Genomic DNA, 23,847 nt, shown 5'->3' with positions numbered 1-23,847 from the left:
GAGTCAGAACTTGTGCGGCTGTTCGGTTTTCGAGAAGTCAGTAGCCGGCGCGCAGGTGGGTGACGTCGCCCGCAGAGACCGGCTTGTCGCCGATCAACAGCCGGCCCGCGTCGTCGATATCGGTGGCGATGCCGGTCAACGTCTGACCGCCGGGCAGCTCGGCGCGCACCTCGGCGCCCAGCGTCGCGCATCGCTCCCGGTAGGCGGCGGCGAGGTCGGCCGTCTGCCAACCGGCGTCGCGCCACGCGGTGAAACGGCGGGCGAATTCGGTCAGCATCGACTGCACGATCAGCGTCCGGTCGGTCACCTCGGCCCCGGCCACGGTGAGCGAAATGGCATGCGGCACCGGCAGTTCCGCCTCGGTGAGGCTGACGTTCAGCCCCACGCCGACGACCACCGCCGGTACCTCGCTGCCCGACGCGACCTCAGCCAGGATGCCCGCCACTTTGCGGCCATCGATCAGCACATCGTTGGGCCACTTGAGGTTCGCGGCGACACCGGCCGTCGTGCGCAGTGCGTCCACCACGGCGACGCCGGTGAGCAACGGCAGCCAGCCGAGCACCGCGGGCTCGATCCCGGGCAGCCGCACCAGCAGCGACATCGAGATCTGGGCTCGCGGTGGGCTGACCCACGTGCGTGCGTGTCGGCCACGCCCTTGCTCCTGCGCCTCTGCAAGGAGTACCGCGCGATCGGCGTCCGGTTCGCCGGCTCGGGCAATCAGGTCCGCGTTGGTGGACCCGGTCGACTCCACCACCTCGATGTGGCGGAAGAACGACAGCTCGGGCGATTCGATGAGACTGCGTCGCAACTGCTCCGCAGCCAAAGGGGACCTGGTCACACGGGCAGGCTACTTGGTGCGGGGTAGCCGGCCCGACAAGGTCGGAGACGACTAACCGACGAGCATGTAGTCGATACTCGGTGCGCGGGCCGCACCGTCGACGCCCTCAGCGTCGCTGGGCGCCGACTCGGTCCGGAAATCCGGGTCGACTATCGTCGGCTCGGTTTCGAACTCGTGCCAGCTCGTCCATGACGCCGCGGCCGCGTATTCCGCGACGGTCTTGCTCCATTCCCACATATCTGGGCTCCTCCCCCTGAGCACGAAAACTGGACTCCTCCAGGCTAACTGGACGCCATGGCGGGCGATACCGATTTTCTACCGGCGCAAACGCGCCAAAACACCTGGAATCGCGCTACCACAAGGCGATCTAGCTGCGCTTTTTTACCCACCGGTAGCCCCTACTGGGTTAGTGGGAAGCACTGCTACTGGTTACACTCCGGAGCCATGACGAGTGTCCAGCAGCAGTCCGCGCAAGATCCGGCGGGCGCCCCCGACATCCACACCACCGCCGGGAAGCTGGCTGACCTGCGGAATCGGCTGGAAGAGGCGCAGCACCCGATGGGTGAGGCCGCGGTCGACAAGGTGCACGCCAAGGGCAAGATGACTGCCCGTGAGCGCATCCTGGCCCTGCTGGACGAGGGTTCCTTCGTCGAACTCGACGCACTCGCGCGGCACCGCAGCGTGAACTTCGGCCTGGACAAGAACCGGCCGCTCGGCGACGGCGTGGTGACCGGCTACGGCACCATCGACGGTCGCGATATCTGCATCTTCAGCCAGGACGTCACCGTGTTCGGCGGCAGCCTCGGCGAGGTCTACGGCGAGAAGATCGTCAAGGTGATGGATCTGGCGCTCAAGACCGGCCGTCCGCTGGTCGGCATCAACGAGGGCGCGGGCGCGCGCATCCAGGAGGGTGTCGTCTCGCTCGGCCTCTACGGCGAGATCTTCCACCGCAACATCCAGGCCTCCGGCGTGATCCCGCAGATCTCGCTGATCATGGGCCCGGCCGCGGGCGGGCACGTGTACTCCCCCGCGCTCACCGACTTCGTGGTGATGGTCGACGGGACCAGCCAGATGTTCGTCACCGGCCCCGACGTCATCAAGACGGTCACCGGCGAGGACGTCACCATGGAGGACCTCGGCGGCGCGCACACGCACATGGTGAAATCCGGTGTCGCGCACTACGTGGCCTCCGGTGAACAGGACGCGCTCGACTACGTCAAGGACCTGCTGTCCTACCTGCCGAGCAACAACCGCGCCGAGGCGCCGCGCTTCCCGGCCACCGACCCGATCGAAGGCGCGATCGAGGACTCGCTCACCGACGAGGACCGCGAGCTGGACTCGATCATCCCGGACTCGCCGAACCAGCCCTACGACATGCACGAGGTGATCCGTCGCCTGCTCGACGACGACGAGTTCCTCGAGGTGCAGGCCGAGCGCGCGATGAACATCATCGTCGGCTTCGGGCGGATCGACGGCCGCAGCGTCGGCATCGTGGCCAACCAGCCGACCCAGTTCGCCGGCTGCCTCGACATCGACGCCTCGGAGAAGGCCGCACGGTTCGTGCGCACCTGCGACGCGTTCAACATTCCGATCCTCACCCTGGTCGACGTGCCCGGCTTCCTGCCCGGCACCGGCCAGGAGTACAACGGCATCATCCGGCGCGGCGCTAAGCTGCTCTACGCCTACGGCGAGGCGACTGTGGGAAAGATCACGGTCATCACTCGCAAGGCCTACGGCGGCGCCTACGACGTGATGGGTTCCAAGCACATGGGTGCCGATGTGAACCTGGCCTGGCCGACCGCGCAGATCGCCGTGATGGGTGCCTCGGGCGCCGTCGGTTTCGTCTACCGCAAGCAGCTGCAAGAGGCCGCGAACGGCGGCGAAGACGTCGATGCGCTGCGGCTGCAGCTGCAGAACGAGTACGAGGACACCTTGGTGAACCCCTACGTCGCCGCCGAGCGCGGATACGTGGACGCGGTCATCCCGCCCTCGCACACCCGCGGCCAGATCGTCTCGGCGCTGCGGTTGCTGGAGCGCAAGATGGTAACTCTGCCTCCGAAGAAGCACGGCAACATTCCGCTGTGATTCAGACCGCAACACCCGGTTGGGGTACAGCGATACCCTCGGTATGCCGCGCACACTGGTTACAGAGACGCAATGAGTGGATCCGAGGGTGATCGCATCACCCGTCCGCTGGTTTCGCATCAGGGAACACGCCTGATCAGGCAAAGAGAGGATCTGGCACTGTGACGACCGTGGCAGAAGAAGATGTTTTGACCGCCGCCGAACTGGACCTGACCGTCGGCTCGCTCGACGCCGAGGTCGAGGCGGCGCACAACGTCGACGGGGCAGCGGCGACCGAGTCCGCGGCCGAGGCGGCCAAGCCGTTCTTCACCGTCGTGAAGGGCAACCCGAGCGACGAGGAGCTCGCGGCGCTGGTCTGCGTGCTGACCGCGGCAGCGAACGCCAGCGCGGCCGGCCCGTCCGGCCCGCCGGACATGTGGGGCCGCCCCACCTTCATGCACCGGGGCACCTCCCCGTTCTCCCCCTACGCCTTCCCGCAGCTGTCGCACCTGCGCGGGTGAAGTTCGTCCTCGCCTCCGCCTCCCCGGCCCGCCGGGAAGTCCTGCGCTCGGCGGGCATCGACCCGATCGTCCGGGTGTCCGACGTGGACGAGGACGCGATCGCGGCCGCGCTGCCCGAGGGCACCGCGCCCGACGTTGTCGTAGTCGAACTGGCCAGGGCAAAAGCCGCGGCGGTCGCCGCGACGATCCCCGAACTAGCCGCCGATTGTGTTGTCGTCGGCTGTGATTCGATGCTGCTGGTGGACGGCGAGCTACAGGGCAAGCCGCACACCGCCGAGGTGGCCAGGGCCCGCTGGGGCGAAATGGCCGGGCGCAGCGCCGATTTGGTGACCGGGCACTGCGTCCTCCGCCTCCAGGACGGCCGCATCACCGCCGAAGCGATCGACTGTAGCTCCACCACAGTGCATTTCGCCAAGCCGGAGCCCGACGAGCTGGACGCCTACATCGCCACCGGCGAACCGCTCCAGGTGGCGGGCGCGTTCACCCTCGACGGGCTCGGCGGCTGGTTCGTCGACCGCATCGACGGCGATCCGTCGAGCGTGATCGGCATCGGGCTACCACTGCTGCGCCGACTGCTTGGCGACGTTGGGGTCGCCGTTACGCAGCTGTGGGGCCACCCGGCCGGCTGACGGCGGCGCGATCAGCGGCTCCGAGCCGCCGGTGTCGCCGACCGCGGGCACCGTGGCGACCTCGCGGTTGTCCGGCTCGCGCCGCAGTTCCGTCTCCCGGCGCAGTTCGGTATCGCGACGCAGTTCCGTCTCCCGGCGCGTGTCCTGTTCGCGCCGCGCCAGCATCTCCAGCCGGACCACACACAGTTCCGGCTCGACGAACGGGTGCAGGCGCACATTCACGTCGCCGCGTGCGCCGTTGCGGTCCAAGACCTCTTTGATCAGGCCCAGGTGCACACCGCACACCACCTCGGAGTGGGTGCGCGCGAGTTCCCGCAGCGGGCAGGCGGTCAACCGGATCAGCGCCTGCTCGGCGGTCTCGTTCGGATCGCGTTCCGGCGCGAAGCCGAGCTCCGAAAGCAGCGTCATAGTGACGTCTTTGGCGTCCTCCAGCGACTCGACCCGATGGTCACCGGCGTCCAGTTTCGCGCCCCAGGCCCGGCCTGCCGCGATGGCCGCCTCGGACCGCCGGCGCGGATCGGGGCCGAGTTGATCGGCGAGCACCTGCGCGAGTTCCTGATAACCGACCGATCGCTGCACCGCGCTGTAACCGATGCGCGGACGTCCGCGACCGCGGGGCGGTTGCTGAAATTGCCGCACCAGGGATTCCCGGGTGAGCACGTCCAGATGAAACCGAACCGTGGTGACGTGTTGTCCGGTGATTCTGGCCAGTTCCTGGGCGTCGAGAGGCTCGCTGGCGCCACGTAGGATCGCGAGCAGTCGCCGCCGCGGCCAAGAATCGGACATAGCTCACCCCTCCTCCCGGGAGACTTTATCGGATGCAGGTGCGATTTATTCGCTCATTCAGCCGATTTGTGATCTGAAACGAGAGTCACTAACGCCTCACACATACCATCGCTGTGAGACCCGAACCGTAGAAACTACCGTCTACCACGCGTGAAGGACCCACATCGTGCCCGCTGCTCCGGACCCACATCCCTCATTCGGTTCTTACGCACATCCTCACCGACTAGTAACCACAGAGTGGCTGTCGGCAAACATCGGCACGTCGGGACTCAAGATCGTCGAGTCCAACGAGGACATATTGCTCTATGACATCGGGCATGTTCCCGGCGCGATCAAGATCGATTGGCGGGGCGATCTGAACGATCCGGTCACTCGTGACTACATCGACGGTGCCCGATTCACCGAGTTGATGCGCGCCAAGGGAATCGAGCGAGACGATACCGTGGTCATCTACGGGGACCGGGGCAACGCGCAGGCGGCGCACACATTGTGGGTTTTCACTTTGTTCGGACACCAGGATGTGCGGTTGCTGGACGGCGGTCGCGGCGCCTGGATTTCCGAGGAACGCGACACCACCTTCGACACCCCGCACCTCACCCCCAGTGATTATCCGGCCGTCACCCGCGACGACAGCACCGTGCGGGCGTTCCGCGAGGACGTCCTCGCCCACCTCGGCAAACCGCTGATCGACGTGCGTTCGCCGGAGGAATACTCCGGCGAGTTAATCCAGCCGCCGATCAATCCCGAGGACGCGGCATTGCGTGGCGGGCACATCCCCACCGCCGCGAACATTCCGTGGACCGAGGCGTTCAACAACGACGGCCGCTTCCGCTCCCGCGCCGAGCTGGACGCGATCTACGGCGCGCTGGGCGCCGCGGACGATCTGATCGTCTACAGCCGGGTCGGCGAACGTTCCAGCCACACCTGGTTCGTGCTGACCTATCTGCTCGGGTTCGACACCGTCCGTAACTACGACGGCTCGTGGACCGAGTGGGGCAACTCGGTGCGCATGCCGATCGCCAAGGGGACTGAACCCGGTGCGGCACCGGCCGGTACCGCACGCCGTAGCCGCGGCAGGTAGCGCACGCACGCCTTTCCGCATGACAGGGCGAGTGTGATCCACGACCTACTGATGAGTAGGACTGGCCGAGTGCGCCGTCTGTTGGCAGACTGCCTACACTCGCCCGAGACGTAGTTTCGTCGACCACGGGGCGACCAAAGATTGCACACAGGAGGCTCAGTGCCCAGCCATGCCAGCGCACGGATCACGAAGGTACTCGTAGCTAACCGAGGCGAGATCGCCGTGCGCGTTATCCGGGCTGCCAAGGACGCGGGCCTCGGCAGCGTCGCGGTATACGCGGAGCCGGATGCCGATGCCCCCTTCGTGAAGCTCGCCGACGAGGCGTTCGCCCTCGGCGGCCAGACCTCCGCCGAGTCGTACCTTGTCTTCGACAAGATCCTCGATGCCGCGTCGCGCTCCGGCGCCGACGCCATCCACCCCGGCTACGGATTCCTCTCCGAGAACGCCGACTTCGCCCAGGCCGTCATCGACGCGGGGCTCATCTGGATCGGCCCCTCGCCGCAGTCCATCCGCGACCTCGGCGACAAGGTCACCGCCCGGCACATCGCCGAGCGCGCCAAGGCTCCGATGGCCGCGGGCACCAAGGACCCGGTGAAGAACGCCGACGAGGTCGTCGCCTTCGCCAAGGAATACGGCGTGCCGGTCGCGATCAAGGCCGCCTTCGGTGGCGGTGGCCGCGGCATGAAGGTCGCGCACACCATCGAGGAGATCCCCGAGCTGTTCGATTCGGCCACCCGCGAGGCGACCGCCGCGTTCGGTCGCGGCGAATGCTTCGTCGAGCAGTACCTGGACAAGGCCCGCCACGTCGAGGCGCAGGTCATCGCCGACCAGCACGGCAACGTGGTGGTCGCCGGTACCCGCGACTGCTCGCTGCAGCGCCGCTTCCAGAAGCTCGTCGAGGAGGCGCCCGCGCCGTTCCTGTCCGACGAGGTGCGCGCGAAGATCCACGCCTCCGCGAAGGCGATCTGCCGGGAAGCCGGTTACTACGGCGCGGGCACGGTCGAATACCTGGTGCAGGGCGAGACGGTGTCGTTCCTCGAGGTGAACACCCGGCTGCAGGTCGAGCACCCGGTCACCGAGGAGACCGCGGGTATCGACCTGGTGCGCCAGCAGTTCCGCATCGCCAACGGCGAAGAACTGACCATCACCGAGGACCCGACCCCGCGCGGTCACTCGTTCGAGTTCCGGATCAACGGTGAGGACGCCGGTCGCGGCTTCCTGCCCGCGCCCGGCCCGGTCACGGTGTACCGCGAGCCCAGCGGCCCCGGCGTGCGCGTGGACTCCGGTGTGGTGGAAGGCAGCGTGATCGGCGGTCAGTTCGACTCGATGCTGGCCAAGCTGATCGTCACCGGCGAGAACCGCACCCAGGCGCTCGAGCGGGCCCGGCGCGCGCTGGCCGAGTTCGAGGTCGACGGGCTGGCCACGGTCATCCCGTTCCACCGGGCGATCGTCGAGGACCCCGCGTTCATCGGTGACGGCAGCAAGTTCGACGTCTACACCAAGTGGATCGAGAACGAGTGGACCAACACCGTCGAGCCGTTCACCGGCGGTGCCCCGGCCGACGAGGACGACGAGGACCTGCCCCGGCAGAAGGTGGTCGTCGAGGTCGGCGGCCGTCGCGTCGAGGTCTCGCTGCCCGGCCAGTTCAGCCTCGGTGGTGGCGCTGTCGCCGCCGCGGGCAACGGCGCCGGTGTGATCCGTAAGAAGCCCAAGCCGCGCAAGCGTGGCGGCGCGGCCGGCGGTGCCGCCTCCGGTGACGCCGTCACCGCGCCCATGCAGGGCACCGTCGTGAAGGTGGCCGTCGAAGAGGGCCAGTCCGTCGAGGCGGGCGACCTGATCGTGGTGCTCGAGGCCATGAAGATGGAGAACCCGGTCAACGCGCACAAGGCGGGTGTGGTCACCGGACTGTCCGTCGAGGCGGGCGCCGCGATCACCCAGGGCACGGTGCTCGCCGAGATCAAGTGAGGTCGAGTCGGTTCGGCGCGCGCCGAGCCGATACGACCAGGTAGTGCTCGCGTAAACGCAGGGCGAATACCGCTTCGGGCGGGCGCTGGACCATGACGTCCGCGCCCGCTCTGTCGTATCGTGGTCCGGTGACCAGTACGCCGAGTGTCTCCGCCGTCGCGGCGGTGATCCACGCGCGCCGCGCGGCAGGTACTCGGGCCGACGGAAATCGGCTGGTGCTCGTCGTCGAGGGTGGCGGCAGTCGCGGGGTCTACTCGAGCGGCATGGTGTCGGCCATCGAGGAACTGGGCCTCGGCGCGGTTTTCGACGCCGTCTATGGCACCTCGGCGGGCGCGATCAACGGCGCCTGGCTGCTGGGTGGACGCGCCGTCGCGGGCATGCGCTCCTGGACCGATCCGGCGATCATGCGCCGCGCCATCGACCCGGCCAGGCTGCTGCGCGGGCGGCCCGCCTTCGACCTGCGCTACCTGGTGCATCAGGTCTACGACGGGATCGAGCCGATGGATTTCCCGGCGATTCTGGCCAACCCCACCACCTTTCACCCCATCGCCACCGACATCCGCACCGGCCGCGCGGTGGACCTGCACCCGTACATCGTGGACAAGCGCACCCTGATGCGCGCGCTGCGCGCCTCCGCGGGGTTGCCGATCCTCGCCGGACCGCCGGTCCCGCTCGGCGGATCGCACTACTTCGACGGTGGTCTTACCGAAACCGTCCCCATCCGCACCGCTGTTCGCAGCGGTGCCACGCATGCACTCGTCCTGCGCACCCGTCGCATCGACGAACAGCGCCCGCCCGCCTCACTGCTGCACCGTGTTGTCGGCGGCGGGTATCTGCGCGCCACCGCGCCCGGTGCCTACCGCGCCTGGATACAACGCCCGCACCAGCAGGCCATAGAGGACCGCGCTCTCGCCGAACTCGGTGACGCCGTCCTGCAGATCCATCCGCCCCTCGGCTCACCGGACATCGACAGCGCCGCCCGCGACACCACCCTGCTCGCCGAGGCGCTCACGATTGGCCGCAACGCTGTCCACACGGCGCTCTCCGACAACGCCCGCGTCGCCTGACCCTTCGCACGCCGCCTGACCGAGCGCGCGACCTACGGCGCGGTCGATCCGTGGACGAAGCCCGGCCGGGTGTGGGCTAATCCAGCCGTACAGCGACGCCGTTGGAGAGGACGAAGTCGTGTAGCTCGAGGTGGGTCGGGGTCGTTTCGGCGGGTACGTCGAAAACCAGTTGGGTGGTTGCCGATTGGCCCGGTGTCAGCTCGAACGAGTAGCCGTAGCCGTGCTGGGCGGATTGCCACATGGTGGCGGTGGCGTTGTGGTCGAACGGGGTGCCCTGGGTGTCGAACAGGCGCTGCCCGAAGGGCAGGAACCGCTTCGGCTCGGCGGAGATGTTGCGGATCTCGAGCGTGACGATCACGAACGAACCCGACGCCGCCTGTAGACCCACTCGACGGACATCGGTATCGACATCGCGCACCACGAACTCGAACTTCCCGTCCCGCACCGGAGTACCCGCGGCCGCGAGCCCCACCGACTCGGGCTGTTCGGGCGGTGGCGCCGGGTTCTCCTCCGCCATCGCGGTCGGCGGCGGCGCACCGGACCCACCCGAGTCGCCGACCCGGCCGGCCGACGCCAGCAACGCGACACACCCCGCCGCCAGCATGAACGGCGTCAGAAAGACGACGACCAGCGCGCCGATCACCTTCGACAACACACCGCCCCGCTTACGCCGCGGCCGCCGCACCGGACCAGCCGACGGCCGTCGGCGAGTACCCGAATACCGCTGCGACTTGGGCGGTTTCGCCGGAGCAGGGAAGACTCGTCGCCCATACCCGACCGGGTACCGCTGCTGCGGGACCATCGGACGGGACTGCTGCCCGGGACGACCGAGGTCCACTAGCGAATTCGGCTGCGGCCGTGCATAACTCGGAGCCAGCGTCTCGAGCCGGGTCGCTACCCGAGTAGGTGCGGGGCCAGGAGTCGGCAGCACTTTGGTCGTCGCCAGCGACTTCGACGGACGGGCGGGAGCAGGGAGTTGGGTGCCGAGGCCCGCATGGGCGGCGGCGGCGAAATCCCCTGCGGTGGCATAACGATCGGCGGGGTTCTTGGCCATGCCGCGGCTGATGACGGCGTCCAGGGTGGCGGGGACGGCGGCGTTGCGGGATGCGGCGTGGGGTGGGTCGGTCATCAGGTGGGCGTGCATCTGCTGGGCGGGGTCGGTGTCGCCGTAGGGGCGGCAGCCGGTGAGGCATTCGTAGAGGACGCAGGCGAGCGAGTACACGTCGGAGCGGGCGTCCGCCTTTCCGGTGAACCGTTCCGGCGCCATGTAGGCCAGGGTGCCGATCGCCAAACCGGTGGTGGTGACCGCGGTCTGGCCGATGCCGTGTGCGATGCCGAAATCGATCAGATAGGCGAAGCCACTGGCGTGCACGACGATGTTGGACGGCTTGACATCACGGTGTACCAGCCCGGCCCGGTGCGCCACGTCGAGCGCGGCCGCCACCTGTGCGACGATGCCGACGGCTGCGGCGGGCGCCAGGGCCCCCGCGGCGATCGTGCTCGCCAGATCGCGGCCCTCGACGAACTCCATGTCGATGAACAGCCGACCGTCGATCTCCCCGAACCGATGGATCCGCGGAATACGCGGATCCCGCAACTTGGCCACCACCTCGGCCTCGCGCTCGAATCGCCTGCGATACCCCGCATCCGCGGCAAGCTCGGTCGGCAAGAGCTTCAACGCCACCCAGCGTGCATTCGCGTCGTCGTAGGCCAGCCAGACCTGACCCATCCCGCCTTTGCCGAGCAGACGCTCCAGCCGATATCCCCCGAATCGCACCTCCCCCATTGCGAACCTCCAGTCACCGTCGACTTGTCCAGGCCCGGCCCGCCGGCCTCCGATCAACCCGAGGTATCGCTGAAAACCACCAGCTCACACCGCGAACACCGCAGAACCCAACCTCCTTCGGAGCCTAACCCCACCCCGCCGACCCGGCCAGTGTGTCCTCAACAACACCCGCCGGACATTGCGAAGCTCAGCAACCCGCCAACGGGACATGACCCTCCTACCGACCGTTGCCAGGCTTGCCCCGCCCATTGCCATTGCCGTTACCCGAGTTTCCGCTGGACTCGTCGCCGTGACCCGGCTTAGCGGTGTCCTGCTTCGGCTTGGGCGTGTCCTGCTTCGGCTTCTCGGCCGCGGGCATCGCGGGCATCCAGTTCGCGGCGCGGTCGGCGGTGCCGACGCAGTGCAGCAGCGTGCCGTCCTTGGCGAGTCCGGGCACATCGACGGTGGGATCGCACGGTTGCCAGGCAACCGGAACGGTGACGGACGGTGCGGGAACCGGCGCCGGAGAATTCGCTGCGGCCGGGGGCAGGGTCTGCGCGGGCGCCGTAGCTGATGGCCCGGCAGTTGCGGTCGGCACGGACGTCGGTGCGGCCGAGTCTTTTCCGGGCCCACCGGGCCGCCCCAGCCACAGCGCCATCCCCACCGCCACGAGAAGCACCACCAAAGCACCCGCCGCGACGCGCGATCGCATCGTCTGCCGCGAACCGTCCTCTTGCGAACCGGGTCCGTGCCCGGCCGAACCGGCGCTACGCCCTGCCGCGTCTCCACGCAACGATTCAGCAGCCGCCCGCTGCCGCGAAACACCCTCGCCCGCAACGATGCCCGCCCGCACACCACCGTCCCCGACTGAACCACCGAACCGCCCCGACCACGGAACCCCTTGTGCCGCAGCTCCCGCACCCATCCCCGCTCGGGCCGAGTCACGCTGACCCGAAGCACGACTCAGTGGCAGTGTCGCAGGCACATCAGCTGCTCGAATCGGCTCCGGCAGAGCAGATGTCGAAAACGCCGCAGCGGAGGTCTGCACCGTCGGCACATCGAGCCCGGTGATCGCGGCATACGCGGCCGACGCCAATTCCCCTGCGCTGGCGCACCGTTGCTCCGGCACCTTCGCCATGCCGCGCGCGATGACGGCGTCCAATCCGGCGGGCACCGCGTGATTGAAGTCGGCGGCGAGCGGCGGGTCCGTCATCAAATGCGCCATCAGCGACTGTGCGGCATCGGCATTGCCGAAAGGCCTTCGCGCGGTGAGGCATTCATAGAGCACGCAGGCCAGCGAATACTGGTCGGAGCGAGCGTCCCCAGCACCCGAGAAACGTTCCGGCGCCATGTAGGCCAGCGTGCCGACCACATTGCTGCTCGTGGTGATCGCGGGCTGGTCGACCCGATACGCCGTACCGAAGTCGATCAGATGCGCGACCCCGGCGGCATCGAGCATGATGTTGGACGGTTTGACGTCGCGATGCACCATCCCGGCCCGGTGCGCGGCATCGAGGGCCTCTGCGACCTGCACCACGATCCGCACCGCCCGCGCGGGCGCCATCGGCCCCTCACACCGGAGCACGGTGGCGAGGTCGGTGCCTTCGATGTACTCCATGTCGAGATAGAGCTGACCGTCGAGCTCGCCGAAGGAGTGGATCGCCGCGAGATGCGGCCCGCGCACCTGGGCCGCCAGCCGCGCCTCCCTGGTGAACCGCTGCCGGTATTTCGGGTCGGCCGCCACCGAGGCGGACAACACCTTCAATGCGACCACACGATCGGCACTGCTGTCGTGCGCGAGCCACACCTGTCCGGTGCCACCGCTGCCGAGCAATCGATCGAGGCGATAGTGGCCGAACCACGTCTCACCCATGGTGCTGAACCTCCCGCTAGCCTTCTCCTCATGGAGGAGCTACCCGAAATCCGTATCGGCACCGCAGAGCGTGAAGACGCTATGCGGCGTTTGTCCGATCATTTCGCAGCCGGGCGGCTCAGCGTCGCGGAATTCGACGAGCGCAGCGCGGTGATCGCGGCCGCCGTCACCCGTGGCGACATCACACCGGTTTTCGCGGATCTGCCGGATCCGCTCGTCAAAGCCGCTGCGGTGCCTGCCGAGTCGAAGTCCGGTTTCCTGGCCGGCTGGCCGGAACGGGCGATGGCGGTCGTCCCGATCCTGGCGGTCATCCTGTTCTTCACCACCGGCAGTTGGCTGTGGTTCCTGGCGATTCCACTGATGGGCGCTCTGCTGTTCGGCAGCGGGCACAGCGGTCACGGCTGGCACGGTGAGCACGGCCGAGGTCGCGACCGCCGCAGGGACTCCTGATGGAACCCATCGAAATCAACGCGGGGACTTGGTATCTGCGCGCACTGCGCGCCGACGACCGGATCGACGATCGGCCCGCCTTGGCCGAGGGCGGCATCACCGACCCCGGCTACGTCGCGCTGCGCACCGCCGGGTGGGCCGAGGAATCCCACTTCTCCTGGGCGGTTTGCGAACCGACCACCGCGGAGATGGTCGCCGAGGTCGGCGCCAGACCCCTCGGCGACGGCACCGCCGAACTCACCGGCTGGGCGCGAGCAGGATACGAACCGGCCCTCGAAGCCGGCCTGACCAGCGTCCGCCGATTCGTCGAGGGCGCCCTGGGCCTGCGCCCCACCACCGACTGATCAACTACCGATACCAACAGCAATGCGCGGGTAGCCGGAAAGATCCCGGCTGCCCGCGCATAGTCGCAATAAGCGGCGTCGCCCTACTCGAAGCCGGCGATCACCCGATCGAGCGCGTCGACCGCGGCATCCAATTCGGCAGCGCTGACGGTCAGCGGCGGCCGGAAGCGGATTCCCCGCTCACCCGTGCCGAGGATCAGCACATGCTCGCGTTCGCGCAACGCGGTGACCACCTCGTCGCGCAACTGCGCCGACGCCACCGTCACCGCGCACATCAGCCCACGTCCCCGCGGTTCGCTGATGCTCGGATGCTGTGCGGCGAGGATCTGCAGCCGATCGAGCAGATGCGCGCCGAGGGCCCGCGACCGTTCGATGAGCGAGTCCTGCTCCAGCACCTCGAGGATGCGCCGGACCCGCACCATGTCGGTGAGGTTGCCGCCCCAGGTCGAGTTGATCCGGGAGTTGACCACGAACACGTTGTCGGGCACCTCGTCGACGCGCCCACCCGCCATCACACCGCACACCTGGGTCTTCTTGCCGAACGCGATGATGTCGGGCTGCACGCCGAGTTGCTGGTAGGCCCAGGTGGTTCCGGTCATGCCGACGCCGGTCTGCACCTCGTCCAGCACGAACAGCGCGTCGTTCTCGTGACACAGCTGCTGCATCGCCTGCAGGAACTCCGGACGCAGGTGCCGGTCGCCACCCTCGCCCTGGATCGGCTCGGCGATGAAACACGCGATGTCGTGCGGGTTTTCGGCGAACGCGCGGCGGGCCTGGTCCAGCGCGCGGGCTTCGGCCGCGTCGATGTCGTGATCCTCGCTCAGGTACGGCGAGTCGATGCGCGGCCAATCGAACTTGGGGAACCTGGCGGTCTTCACCGGGTCGGTGTTGGTGAGCGACATGGTGTAGCCGGTGCGGCCGTGGAAGGCGCCGGTCAGGTGCAGCACCTTGGTGCCGAGTTCCGGTGCGCGGCCGTTGCTTTCGTTGTGCCTGCTCTTCCAGTCGAACGCGATCTTCAGCGCGTTCTCCACGGCGAGCCCGCCACCGTCGATGAAGAACAGGTGCGGCAGCCGCCGATCGCCGAGCACCCGCACGAACGTCTCCACGAAGCGGGCCATCTCGACGGTGTAGATGTCGGAGTTGCTCGGCTTGTTGAGCGCGGCGGTCACCAGCTGTTCGCGGAACTCCGCGTCCTCGGCCAGCGCGGGGTGGTTCATCCCCAGTGCGTTGGACGCGAAGAAGCCGAACATGTCCAGATAGGAGCTGCCGTCACGTTCATCGACGAGCTTGCAGCCGCGGGACTGTTGTAGGTCCAGCACCAAGTCGAAGCCATCGGCGAGGATGCTGGCCGACAAGATCTCGTGCACCCGGGCGGCGGGGGTGACCGCCGGGCGGGTGCGTTCCAGTTCGATGGTCACGCCACCGAGGATACGAAAATTTACGGTTTCTGTACAGGAAAGCGGATTAATTACACGTAACAGCTACCTGTCATAGAATGTCTGCAAGATGATGGTGCTTCGGGTCCTGACGTTGGCGGTCGCTCTGATCTCCTGCAGCAGCTGCTCGAGGTGCCGTGGTGAGGCCACCCGCACCAGCAGGACATAGCTCTCGTCACCGGCCACCGAATGGCACGCCTCGATCCCGGGGATGTGCTGCAATACGGCCGGGGCGTCATCGGGCTGCGACGGGTCGAGAGGAGTGATCGCGACGAATGCCGACAACAGCTGGCCGAGTGCCTCCGGGTCGACGTGCGCCGTGTAGCCGCGGATCACCCCGCGCGCTTCCAGCCTGCGCACCCGCGATTGCACGGCGGACACCGACAGGCTCGCCTTCTCGGCCAGATTCGACAGCGTGGCGCGTCCATCGGCCATCAGTTCCCGAATCAGCAGGCGATCGATGTCGTCGAGTGCAGGTCGTGCAGGTGTATCCGCCATCAGCGGAGACTAACCCAGGCGACCCCGCTCGTGGCAGGAACCTCACCCCGATCCTCCCAAGACATGGGACAGATATGCCGCAATGCGGCCGAAAGGTACGGCGGAGCAACAGATGACAGATGTACTCGGCGATCAGACCACTCGGGAACTCGCGGAGCGCGCGGCAGCGGTGCTGCGCGGACTCGGCGTAACGCCCCCGGAATCCGGCGATCTGCCCGCCCGCAGCCCGATCACCGGCGCACAGCTGATGACCCTGCAATCGAGCTCGATGGATGAGGTCGATGCCGCGATCGCACGGGCGGCCACGGCATTCGGCGCGTGGCGCACCGTGCCCGCGCCGGTCCGCGCGGCGGTGGTGCGCAGGCTGGCCGAGCTGCTGACCACGCACAAGAGCGAACTCGCCGAGCTGGTCACACTGGAGGCGGGCAAGATCGGCGCCGAGGCCGCGGGCGAGGTGCAGGAGATGATCGACGTCTGCGAATTCGCGATCGGCCTCTCGCGCCAGCTCTACGGGCAGACGATGCCTTCGGAGCGGCCCGGCCACCGGTTGATGGAGACGTGGCATCCGCTGGGGGTCGTCGGGGTCATCTCGGCGTTCAACTTCCCGGTGGCCGTATGGGCGTGGAACACCGCGATCGCGCTGGTCTGCGGTGACACCGTGGTGTGGAAGCCGTCGGAGACGACGCCGCTGACCGCGCTCGCCTGCCACACCCTGCTGCGGCGCGCCGCGACGGACGTCGGCGCGGATCCCGAAGTGCACCAACTGATTCAGGGCGCGGCGGACGTGGGCGCCCGCCTGGTGGACGACGAGCGGGTGGCGCTGGTCAGCGCGACCGGCTCGGTCCGGATGGGCCGGATCGTGGCACCGCGGGTGGCCGAGCGGTTCGGCCGCTGCCTGCTGGAGCTGGGCGGCAACAACGGCGCGATCGTCACGCCCTCAGCGGATTTGGAGCTCGCGGCGCGCGGCATCGTGTTCGCCGCGGCGGGCACGGCGGGCCAGCGGTGTACCACCCTGCGCCGGTTGATCGCGCACGCCGACGTGGTCGGACCGCTGGTCGAGCGGATCGAGAGCGCGTATCAGCAACTGCGCGTCGGCAATCCGCTGGAAGACGGGGTGCTGGTCGGACCGCTGATCGATGGCCGGGCCTACGCGGGCATGCGGGCCGCACTGGACAAGGCGCTCGCCGACGGCGGCGAATTGATCTGCGGCGGTGAACGAGTCGACGGCTTCGGCGACGACGCCTACTACGTGCGTCCGGCGATCGTGCGGATGCCCGCCCAGACCGCGGTCGTGCGTGAGGAGACCTTCGCGCCGATCCTCTACGTGCTGACCTATCACGACTTCGACAGTGCGATCGCCATGCACAACGAGGTGCCGCAGGGACTCTCGTCGGCCGTCTTCACCAGCGATCAGCGCGAGGCCGAGCGTTTCCTGGCCGCCGACGGCTCCGACTGCGGCATCGCCAACGTCAATATCGGTACCTCCGGTGCCGAGATCGGCGGCGCGTTCGGCGGTGAGAAGCAGACCGGCGGTGGCCGCGAATCCGGTTCGGATTCGTGGAAGGCGTACATGCGCCGGGCCACCAACACCATCAACTACTCCGCCGAACTGCCACTGGCGCAAGGCATCAAGTTCGGCTGATCCCTAGCCGACACGAGGCCCGGCTCCGTGGAGCCGGGCCTTCGTCGTTTTGCTCAGTCGATGACGGTCGGCAGCGTTTGCAGGCCGCGCAGAAAGGTGCTCGGCCGCCACTGCACCTCGTCGGCCATCTTCATGTTCGGATAACGAGCCAGGATCTTCTCGAACGCGACCTTCGCCTCCAACCGCGCCAGCGGGGCGCCGACGCAGTAGTGGATGCCGTGCCCGAAGGCCAGGTGGCCGCCTTTGCGCTGGCCGGTCTTGCCGATCTCGAGGGCGTGCGGGTCCACGAACTGGCCCGGGTCGTGATCGGCCGCGGCCAGCGACACCGACACCAGCTCCTCGGCCGGAATGTCGATGCCCGCCAACGTGACCGGCTCGGCGGTGTAGCGCAGGGTGGCCAGGTGAACGGGTCCCTCGTGGCGCAGGAACTCCTCGATGGCGGCGGGAATCCGCTCCGGCGCGTGCGTGAGCTCCTCGTACAGCACGCGGTCGCGCAGCATCGCGTAGAGGCCGTTGCCGATCAGGTTGACCGTTGTTTCGTGGCCCGCCACCAGGATCAGGAACAGCATGGCGATCAGTTCCCGGTCGCTGAGCTTGTCCCCCTCGTGGTTGGCCATGATCAGCTGGGACAACAGATCCTCGCCGAGGTCCTTCGATCGCTCCGCGACCAGCCCGATCAGGTACGTGGCCAGCTCGATACTCGCGGCCCCGCGCTCGGCCGCTGTGGCATAGAACGGCGAATTCGCCAGGGCCTGTTGGTCTTCGGCATTCTCGGCCGACGACGCTGTCATCGTGGTGGACAACTCCCGGAACCGCGCCCGATCCGCCGCAGGCACGCCGAACAGTTCGCAGATCACCGTCATCGGAATCGGCAGCGCGTAGCCGTCGATCAAGTCGACTTCGGACTTGCCCGCCATCTCGTCGAGCAGCTGATCGGCGAGCGCATCGATGCGCGGGTGCAACTGCTCCACGGTGCGCGCGGTGAAGCCCTTGGTCACCAGCCTGCGCAGGCGAGTGTGGTCCGGCGGGTCGGAGCTGAGCATGTGTTCCCACAGGTCGGTGCTCATCGTCGTGTACGTATCGCCTGGGCGCAGCCGCGTCGTGATCGGTGCGAGGGCGGCCGCACCCTTCTTGATCCGGTCGTCGGCGAGTACCGCGCGGGCGAGCTGATAGTCGACCACCAGCCAGGAGGTCAGCCCGTTCGGCAGCAGCACGTGGTGGATCGGCCCTTGTTCGCGCAGCTCGTCGTACACCGGGTGTGGGTTGTAGACGAACTCGGTGCCCAGTTTGATCAACGGCTTGGTCATGAGAACTCCCTCGCTGACTTGCTGGTACTGCCACCACCACTGCTGACGTGCAGCGGATCCAAGCCCCAGGACTCGGCGACCAGCCGCGCCAGAAAGCCCAATTCCTCGTCGGTATGCGCCATTTCGGGTTTGATGCTCTCCAGCACCCACTGGATCTTCCCGTCGAACTCCGAGAGCCAGGTGGCCAGCGCGATCGGCTGCTGACCGGCCTGCTCGGTGTCGATGCCCTGGAAGACGCCGCGCATCACGAACATCGTCGGCGTCGCGCCGTGGCGCACCACGGTCGGCACGAACGGGTCCAATACGCCCATGTTCGAACACATTCCGACGGTGATCGGCGGGGTATCGACGAGCCGTTCGACCACGCCCTCCGGCAGCACATCGACCAGTTCGGGCGGCATGTTCCGCGGGCGCGAGATCCCGCCGGCCCCGACCCCGTGCACCGACCCGAAGCCTGCCTTGCTGGCCGCGCGCAACGGCGCGAGGTCGAACTGATCCAGCCACTCCCGCTGCACCACGATCGGCACGCGGGCAAAGGAATTCGAGTCGATCTGGTCCTGCTCACGCAGAATCCGCACGGCGGTCATCAACACCAGCGGGCCTGCCTCGCCGACCAGCCCGCAGTGCCGCAGCAGATCAGCGACCAGCGCCAGATACAGCGTGTTGGAGGTGCCGCCGCGCTGGGCCGCGAGATCCTTCCACCGGGCCGCGTCGAACGTGGCGATCACCGAGCCTTCACGCCAGCCGAGCGGCGTGGACTGCCGCGTCGCGCAGCGACCGGACAGTGCTCGGCGGATCGCCTTGCGATGGGACGGATCCCGGCGCGCTCGGCGCGCTTCCGAAACCACCTCGCGCACAACGGTTATGCTGCGGCGCGTGCCGTCCTTCAGGTCGTCGCGGAAGGTGACGGCGTCGGTCAGGCCCTCCGTGGTGGCGAGCTCGGGCTGCACGAGTCCGATGGCCGCCATCAGTCCCGCGTGACCGTCGGCGATGGCGTGCGAGGCGATACAGGACAGGACCATGCCGCCGGACCGCGTCGGCACCGCCGACAGCCGCCACCCGTAGCCCCGCTCCGGGTCGAGCGGATACTGCGCTTCGTCACCGGCCCAGGCCAGCGCGTCGGCGTCGTCGATCGCGGCATGCTCCAGGTGCAACGGCAAGGCGGTATCCGCCAGTACCCAGCGCCAGCGGGCGAAGGGCACCCGCGGGCGGCGCACCCGCCGCATGAACGGGCCGGAGCGCAGCTGGGCGTACATCTCGCCCAGCTCGTCCTCGGTGAGCCGGTTGGCCAGCACCGTCACCGTCTGGCTGATGACCGGTGCGCCGTAGCCGTGGTGCAGTCGCAGGAACGCCTTGTCGGTGAGACCGACGTACACGGGGGCCATCAGGAAGCCGCCCGATCGACGAGGCTGTGGCCGAAGCCCGGCTCGGCCAGCCGCAGCATCCGCTCCTGAGCAACCATGGCCACCAAATCGCCGGTGCGACTGAAGATCCGGCCCTGAGTGAACGCGCGACCGGCGCCTGCCGACGGTGATATCTCGTCATACAGCAGCCAGTCGTCGACGCGGTAGGACCGCATGAACCAGATCGAATAGTCCAGCGCCGCAGTCTGAATGGCGATGCCCGGGTGTGGCGCGACGGCGGCGCCCAGCAGTGTCATGTCGCTGGCGTAGGTCAGCGCGCAACTGTGCGTCACCGGGCAGTCGGGCAGTTCGCCGGTGTAGCGAAGCCAAACCTGTTGGCGTGCAGCGCCGATCGTGGAATCGGGCACGGGGCGGATGTCCCAGCCTTCCCACTCGTTGCCCGCGTCGCCCACGCCGATCCGGGCCAGCTGTTCCGGGTCCGGCGCCTCGGGGCACGCGTCGGCGTGCCGCACACCGCGGTCGCCGACGTGGAACGAGGCGACCATCAAGAAGGTCTCCCGCCCGTGCTGCACCGCCCGGATGCGGCGAACCGCGAACGACCGGCCGTGTTTGACGGTGTCGACCAGATAGTCGATCGGAATCTCCGACGCGGTCGACCGGACGAAGTATCCGTGTATCGAATGAACCTTGAATCCGGCGGGCATGCCCGCCGATCCCGCCGCCAGCGCTCGTGCCGCCACTTCGCCGCCGAATGTCCGAACCAGCGCGGTGCGGTGCTGCAGCTTGCCACGAAAGAAGTTCGTGTCGATCTGCTCCACCGCCATCGCGTCGAGTAACTCAACCATGGGCAAAACCTTCGCTTCAGAGATCCCAAACAGTGCTGGCGATGCACCCGTGCAGATGGAGCTCGGATAAATCATCGTGTGACACCTCGTACCAGACACAGTGAACCTCTGGTTAATCTAATTCAAGGGGGCTGTAATCCATTTCACAGTGAGCAGAAGTGTCTTTACGGAATACCTTCGATCACCAAGGGTACGAACCGCCCATATCTACTCGCAAAACGCCGCCGACCAGCAAGTATCACAACATTCAGATTCCAGCTGCCCCGGCCGCCGACGCCCACCACAAGACGTCGCCATGCGTCGATTACCGCGAGCGGATGCCGAGAAGCGATTTACTATCCGTTTACCAACAATGGTCGGCACAGTACTTTCTGAGAATTGCCAGCATTTAATGGACAGTTAACAATCGCGCATGGATTGTCCGATTCCTGCCGGTTCTGCTATTTCTGAATGCCGCCCTCGGCGCCGGATGACTCGACCCCACCGGATTCCCGCAGCGGGATCTCCTTCCAGAACAGCACCATCACCAAGGCGACCAGCGCGAGCACGGCGGCCGCCAGGTACACCGTCGACATGGCTTCGGCGAAGCCGGTCTGCAATGGACCCGCCAGCGTCGGGTTCAGTTGCTGAATGACCGAACTGTCATCGAGCACCTTCTGCACCGCGGCCGGATCGTGGTGGACCAGCCCCTGTGCGAAGGCCACATCGGCAGGATTACCGCTGTGCAAACCGGCCAGCACGGCCTGCTGATACGCCGGCTGGGTCGACGCCGCTTCGATCGCGGCGGTCACCTTGGTCGGCAGCAGGCCGAACAGCGTCGACAGCAATGCCGCGACGCCGAGCGTGCCGCCGACCTGACGGAAGAAGGTGGCGGCCGCGCTCGATACGCCCATATCCTTGGGCGCGGCGGCGTTCTGGATGGCCAAAGTAATGGGCTGCAACAGATTTCCCAGTCCGAACCCGGTGACCGCCATGAAGATCATGGTTCGCCACAGTGGCGTTTCCGGCGTCAGATAGTGGAACAGGAACAGGCCGACCGCGACCGTCGCCGTACCGATAATCGGGAACGCCCGGTACCGGCCGGTCCGCGTGATGAGCCGATTGGACACGATCGAGCCCACCATCAGGCCACCGACCATCGGCAACAACTGCAGACCCGCGGCGATCGGACTGGCCCCGCGCACGACCTGTAAGTACTGCGGGACCAAGATGATGCCGCCGAACAGCGACGCACCGACCACCAGCGCGATCGCGACACCGAGCGCGAAGGTCCGATTCCGGAAGAGCCGCAACGGAATCAACGCCGCGTCCCCCATCTTTGCCTCGATACCGACGAACGCGATCAGCCCGACCGCGCCGATCAGATAGCAGGCCACCGCGCCCACACTGGTCCATCCCCAACTTCGGCCTTGCTCCGCGACGATCAGCAACGGCGTGATGCCGATGGCGAAGGCCGCGGTCCCGAGCCAATCGACCCGGCCGCTGGCTGGACTGCTCCTCGGCATCCGGACCACGCGATACACCACCACCAGCGCGACCAGCCCGACCGGAACGTTGATCAAGAACACCCAGCGCCAGCCGGTGATCCCGAGAATGGCGTGCTGACTCGCGAAGAGGCCGCCGAGTACCGGGCCGATCACACTGGCCGTCGCCCAGGTCGCCAGGAAATGCCCTTGATACTTGGCTCTTTCGCGCGGACTCACAATGTCGCCGAGGATGGCCGAGGCGAGCGACATCAGCCCGCCCGCACCCACACCCTGCACAGCCCGGAACACCGCAAGCTGATACATCGACTGCGCCACCGTGCACAGCAGCGAGCCGCCCACGAATATCACGATGGCCGCGAGCAGAAATGGCCTGCGGCCGTACATATCCGACAATTTGCCGTACAGGGGCGTCGTCAATGTCGCGGTGATCAAGTAGGCCGTGGTGACCCACGCCTGCAACGAGTAGCCGGACAGGTCATCGGCGATGGTCCGCACGGCGGTCGCGGTGATCGTCTGATCCAGCGCCGCCATGAACATGCCGAGGACCAGGCCGCTCAGGATGACCAGCACCTGCCGATGGGTAAATCCTGCCGGACTGTGCGATACCGGGGCCGCGTCTACTCGCTCGGTCCGATGTCCGCGATGGGTCAGCGCCATCAGCAACTCCTGAAATCAGAAAATCACGCATCAGTTGTCGAAACTGCGGTCATTCCCATCCCCGGACCGCGGCGACCTTGCGCCCACGAACTCAGCATCACGAACCAGCAACGATAAACCTCGGTCACGATTCGGGAAACGAGGAGTGATGTCTATCTCCCTCACCAGCTAACTGTGATCCACACCATAGTCAGCAAGGAACCGTCGCTACCCGCCTTCCCCTGCGCGCCACACCCAGACGACCCGCGCCACCAGGCGTTTTCGCATCCGGACCCGCAGTGTGTAAGGTTGGAGACACCCAACGCGGGGTGGAGCAGCTCGGTAGCTCGCTGGGCTCATAACCCAGAGGTCGCAGGTTCAAATCCTGTCCCCGCTACAAAAGATACGGCCCGAAACCACAAGGTTTCGGGCCGTTTTCGTTGCCGGAGGCGAGAGAGCATCGCACCCGCCGGCCCCGATGCGGTCGACGCCATTGGCCCCGGGGCGAGCCAGACTACTTCCCAGCTATTCGCGCGAGCGCTTCCTCGACGATCCCGTGCAGGTCGATCCCGGTCTCCGCACGGGCCCAAGCGATTTCGTCGTTCTTGTAGTTGAAACCCCACTGGGGCCCGCTTCCTGGCGGGTGACGCGCCACGAGCAGCGCAATGACATCGTCGGTCGCTCGCCGAGGAAATTCGACATAAGTGGCCATTCGGACCGAGGGCTCGAGTTCGGGCAATGGGGCTCGCGGCAGTTCAACACCGAGACTGCTCAGTGCAGCAACGATCGCCGCGCGCGTTGCTTCGGAGGTGTCGGGCAACAACCAGCGCCTGCTATCCCACAGAACAGCGAGCAGGAAGTGCACTGTGTCCGGCTCGGTAGCTCCCAATCCGTAGGCGATACCTTCAGCGCGGCCACGGACCGTGTGCCAGCGGGGATTAGGGCTCAGCCCGTCCACTGTCGCACCGGAATCGATTGCCCTCAGCCGTGTTTCGACGGTCACCGCGTCGATGCCGGCCTGCTCGAGGGCCTGCCGCGCCACATCGTTGCTGTCGCCGCGCAGCACACCCAGCAGTGTGTGCTCCGGGCCGATCCAGCCATGATTCAGGCGCAACGCCTCATCGGCCCCGATATTGAGCAGATCCATCTATTCATGGTGCACGGATCAGCCGTACCCCCGCAATACACAATGGCGGTTCCGTCATAAATATGTCAGACGCTGATCCCATCTCTGGCAGGAATATGACAG

The 23,847-nt window shown here is 67.2% G+C and carries 21 protein-coding genes and 1 tRNA gene; 10 read left to right on the top strand and 12 right to left on the bottom strand.

Features of this window, described 5'->3' with window-relative positions:
- Positions 1-37 precede the first annotated feature (37 nt).
- Positions 38-838, bottom strand: a complete 801-nt coding sequence (locus DBO33_RS07525; RefSeq protein WP_234390727.1) for a biotin--[acetyl-CoA-carboxylase] ligase — start codon at positions 836-838, stop codon at positions 38-40.
- Positions 839-889: 51 nt separating this feature from the next.
- The gene (locus DBO33_RS07520) at positions 890-1,075 is read right to left on the bottom strand and encodes a hypothetical protein (RefSeq protein WP_107654376.1); all 186 of its coding nucleotides are present in this window, start codon (positions 1,073-1,075) and stop codon (positions 890-892) included.
- Positions 1,076-1,282: 207 nt separating this feature from the next.
- Between DBO33_RS07520 and DBO33_RS07515 the strand changes: the two genes are divergently transcribed.
- From DBO33_RS07515 to DBO33_RS07505, 3 genes are all read left to right on the top strand, one after another.
- Entirely contained in the window at positions 1,283-2,923 is a 1,641-nt protein-coding gene (locus tag DBO33_RS07515; protein ID WP_107654375.1) for an acyl-CoA carboxylase subunit beta, read from the top strand.
- Positions 2,924-3,084: 161 nt separating this feature from the next.
- On the top strand, positions 3,085-3,423 hold the full coding sequence (locus tag DBO33_RS07510; RefSeq protein ID WP_107654374.1) for an acyl-CoA carboxylase subunit epsilon: 339 nt from the start codon (positions 3,085-3,087) through the stop codon (positions 3,421-3,423).
- Entirely contained in the window at positions 3,420-4,052 is a 633-nt protein-coding gene (locus DBO33_RS07505) for a Maf family protein (RefSeq protein ID WP_107654373.1), read from the top strand. Before DBO33_RS07510 ends, DBO33_RS07505 begins: the two co-directional genes overlap by 4 nt.
- Here DBO33_RS07505 and DBO33_RS07500 read toward each other — a convergent pair.
- Positions 3,978-4,838 (bottom strand): helix-turn-helix transcriptional regulator, encoded by an 861-nt coding sequence (locus DBO33_RS07500; protein ID WP_107654372.1) that lies wholly within the window; start codon positions 4,836-4,838, stop codon positions 3,978-3,980. The genes DBO33_RS07505 and DBO33_RS07500 overlap by 75 nt on opposite strands.
- 166 nt (positions 4,839-5,004) lie before the next feature.
- Here DBO33_RS07500 and DBO33_RS07495 point away from each other — a divergent pair, with 166 nt between their 5' ends.
- The 3 genes from DBO33_RS07495 to DBO33_RS07485 all read left to right on the top strand — a co-directional run bounded on the left by DBO33_RS07495 (position 5,005) and on the right by DBO33_RS07485 (position 8,951).
- The gene (locus DBO33_RS07495) at positions 5,005-5,919 is read left to right on the top strand and encodes a sulfurtransferase (RefSeq protein ID WP_107654371.1); all 915 of its coding nucleotides are present in this window, start codon (positions 5,005-5,007) and stop codon (positions 5,917-5,919) included.
- Between the two features lie 159 nt (positions 5,920-6,078).
- Complete coding sequence (locus DBO33_RS07490; RefSeq protein ID WP_107654370.1) at positions 6,079-7,884, top strand: acetyl/propionyl/methylcrotonyl-CoA carboxylase subunit alpha; 1,806 nt, start codon at positions 6,079-6,081, stop codon at positions 7,882-7,884.
- Positions 7,885-8,012: 128 nt separating this feature from the next.
- Positions 8,013-8,951 carry a patatin-like phospholipase family protein gene (locus tag DBO33_RS07485; RefSeq protein WP_234390726.1) on the top strand — a complete coding sequence of 313 codons (939 nt, stop codon included), beginning with the start codon at positions 8,013-8,015 and terminating at the stop codon, positions 8,949-8,951.
- A 76-nt stretch (positions 8,952-9,027) separates the two neighbouring features.
- Here DBO33_RS07485 and DBO33_RS07480 read toward each other — a convergent pair whose 3' ends face one another.
- Complete coding sequence (locus DBO33_RS07480; protein WP_107654368.1) at positions 9,028-10,737, bottom strand: serine/threonine-protein kinase; 1,710 nt, start codon at positions 10,735-10,737, stop codon at positions 9,028-9,030.
- A gap of 217 nt (positions 10,738-10,954) precedes the next feature.
- Positions 10,955-12,589 carry a serine/threonine-protein kinase gene (locus tag DBO33_RS07475; protein ID WP_107654367.1) on the bottom strand — a complete coding sequence of 545 codons (1,635 nt, stop codon included), beginning with the start codon at positions 12,587-12,589 and terminating at the stop codon, positions 10,955-10,957.
- Between the two features lie 30 nt (positions 12,590-12,619).
- Between DBO33_RS07475 and DBO33_RS07470 the strand changes: the two genes are divergently transcribed.
- A complete protein-coding gene (locus DBO33_RS07470) occupies positions 12,620-13,039 on the top strand; it encodes a DUF1707 SHOCT-like domain-containing protein (protein ID WP_107654366.1) in 420 nt (139 codons plus the stop codon).
- Positions 13,039-13,383 (top strand): hypothetical protein, encoded by a 345-nt coding sequence (locus DBO33_RS07465; protein ID WP_107654365.1) that lies wholly within the window; start codon positions 13,039-13,041, stop codon positions 13,381-13,383. Before DBO33_RS07470 ends, DBO33_RS07465 begins: the two co-directional genes overlap by 1 nt.
- An 83-nt stretch (positions 13,384-13,466) precedes the next feature.
- Here DBO33_RS07465 and lat read toward each other — a convergent pair whose 3' ends face one another.
- Positions 13,467-14,801 (bottom strand): L-lysine 6-transaminase, encoded by a 1,335-nt coding sequence (gene lat / locus DBO33_RS07460; protein ID WP_107654364.1) that lies wholly within the window; start codon positions 14,799-14,801, stop codon positions 13,467-13,469.
- Between the two features lie 63 nt (positions 14,802-14,864).
- A complete protein-coding gene (locus DBO33_RS07455; RefSeq protein WP_040732134.1) occupies positions 14,865-15,317 on the bottom strand; it encodes an Lrp/AsnC family transcriptional regulator in 453 nt (150 codons plus the stop codon).
- 112 nt (positions 15,318-15,429) lie between these two features.
- On the opposite strand from DBO33_RS07455, the gene amaB reads away from it, so the two are divergent.
- A complete protein-coding gene (gene amaB / locus DBO33_RS07450) occupies positions 15,430-16,959 on the top strand; it encodes an L-piperidine-6-carboxylate dehydrogenase (protein ID WP_107654363.1) in 1,530 nt (509 codons plus the stop codon).
- 53 nt (positions 16,960-17,012) lie between these two features.
- Here the strand turns inward: amaB and DBO33_RS07445 are convergent, their stop codons facing one another.
- From DBO33_RS07445 to DBO33_RS07430, 4 genes are all read right to left on the bottom strand, one after another.
- A complete protein-coding gene (locus DBO33_RS07445; protein WP_107654362.1) occupies positions 17,013-18,266 on the bottom strand; it encodes a cytochrome P450 family protein in 1,254 nt (417 codons plus the stop codon).
- A complete protein-coding gene (locus DBO33_RS07440; RefSeq protein ID WP_107654361.1) occupies positions 18,263-19,651 on the bottom strand; it encodes a hypothetical protein in 1,389 nt (462 codons plus the stop codon). The genes DBO33_RS07445 and DBO33_RS07440 overlap by 4 nt, the downstream gene beginning before the upstream one ends.
- The gene (locus DBO33_RS07435; RefSeq protein WP_107654360.1) at positions 19,651-20,475 is read right to left on the bottom strand and encodes an acyl-CoA thioesterase; all 825 of its coding nucleotides are present in this window, start codon (positions 20,473-20,475) and stop codon (positions 19,651-19,653) included. Before DBO33_RS07435 ends, DBO33_RS07440 begins: the two co-directional genes overlap by 1 nt.
- A gap of 440 nt (positions 20,476-20,915) precedes the next feature.
- Positions 20,916-22,619 (bottom strand): MDR family MFS transporter, encoded by a 1,704-nt coding sequence (locus tag DBO33_RS07430; protein ID WP_107660056.1) that lies wholly within the window; start codon positions 22,617-22,619, stop codon positions 20,916-20,918.
- A 302-nt stretch (positions 22,620-22,921) separates the two neighbouring features.
- Here DBO33_RS07430 and DBO33_RS07425 point away from each other — a divergent pair.
- Positions 22,922-22,995, top strand: a tRNA-Met gene (locus tag DBO33_RS07425).
- A 117-nt stretch (positions 22,996-23,112) separates the two neighbouring features.
- Here the strand turns inward: DBO33_RS07425 and DBO33_RS07420 are convergent.
- On the bottom strand, positions 23,113-23,745 hold the full coding sequence (locus tag DBO33_RS07420) for a Clp protease N-terminal domain-containing protein (RefSeq protein WP_107654359.1): 633 nt from the start codon (positions 23,743-23,745) through the stop codon (positions 23,113-23,115).
- Positions 23,746-23,847 lie beyond the last annotated feature (102 nt).

Source organism: Nocardia suismassiliense (genome assembly GCF_900269665.1).
Taxonomy (GTDB): domain Bacteria; phylum Actinomycetota; class Actinomycetes; order Mycobacteriales; family Mycobacteriaceae; genus Nocardia; species Nocardia suismassiliense.
The sequence above is the reverse complement of the archived record's forward strand: the minus strand, read 5'-3'. Positions and strand labels throughout refer to the sequence as shown.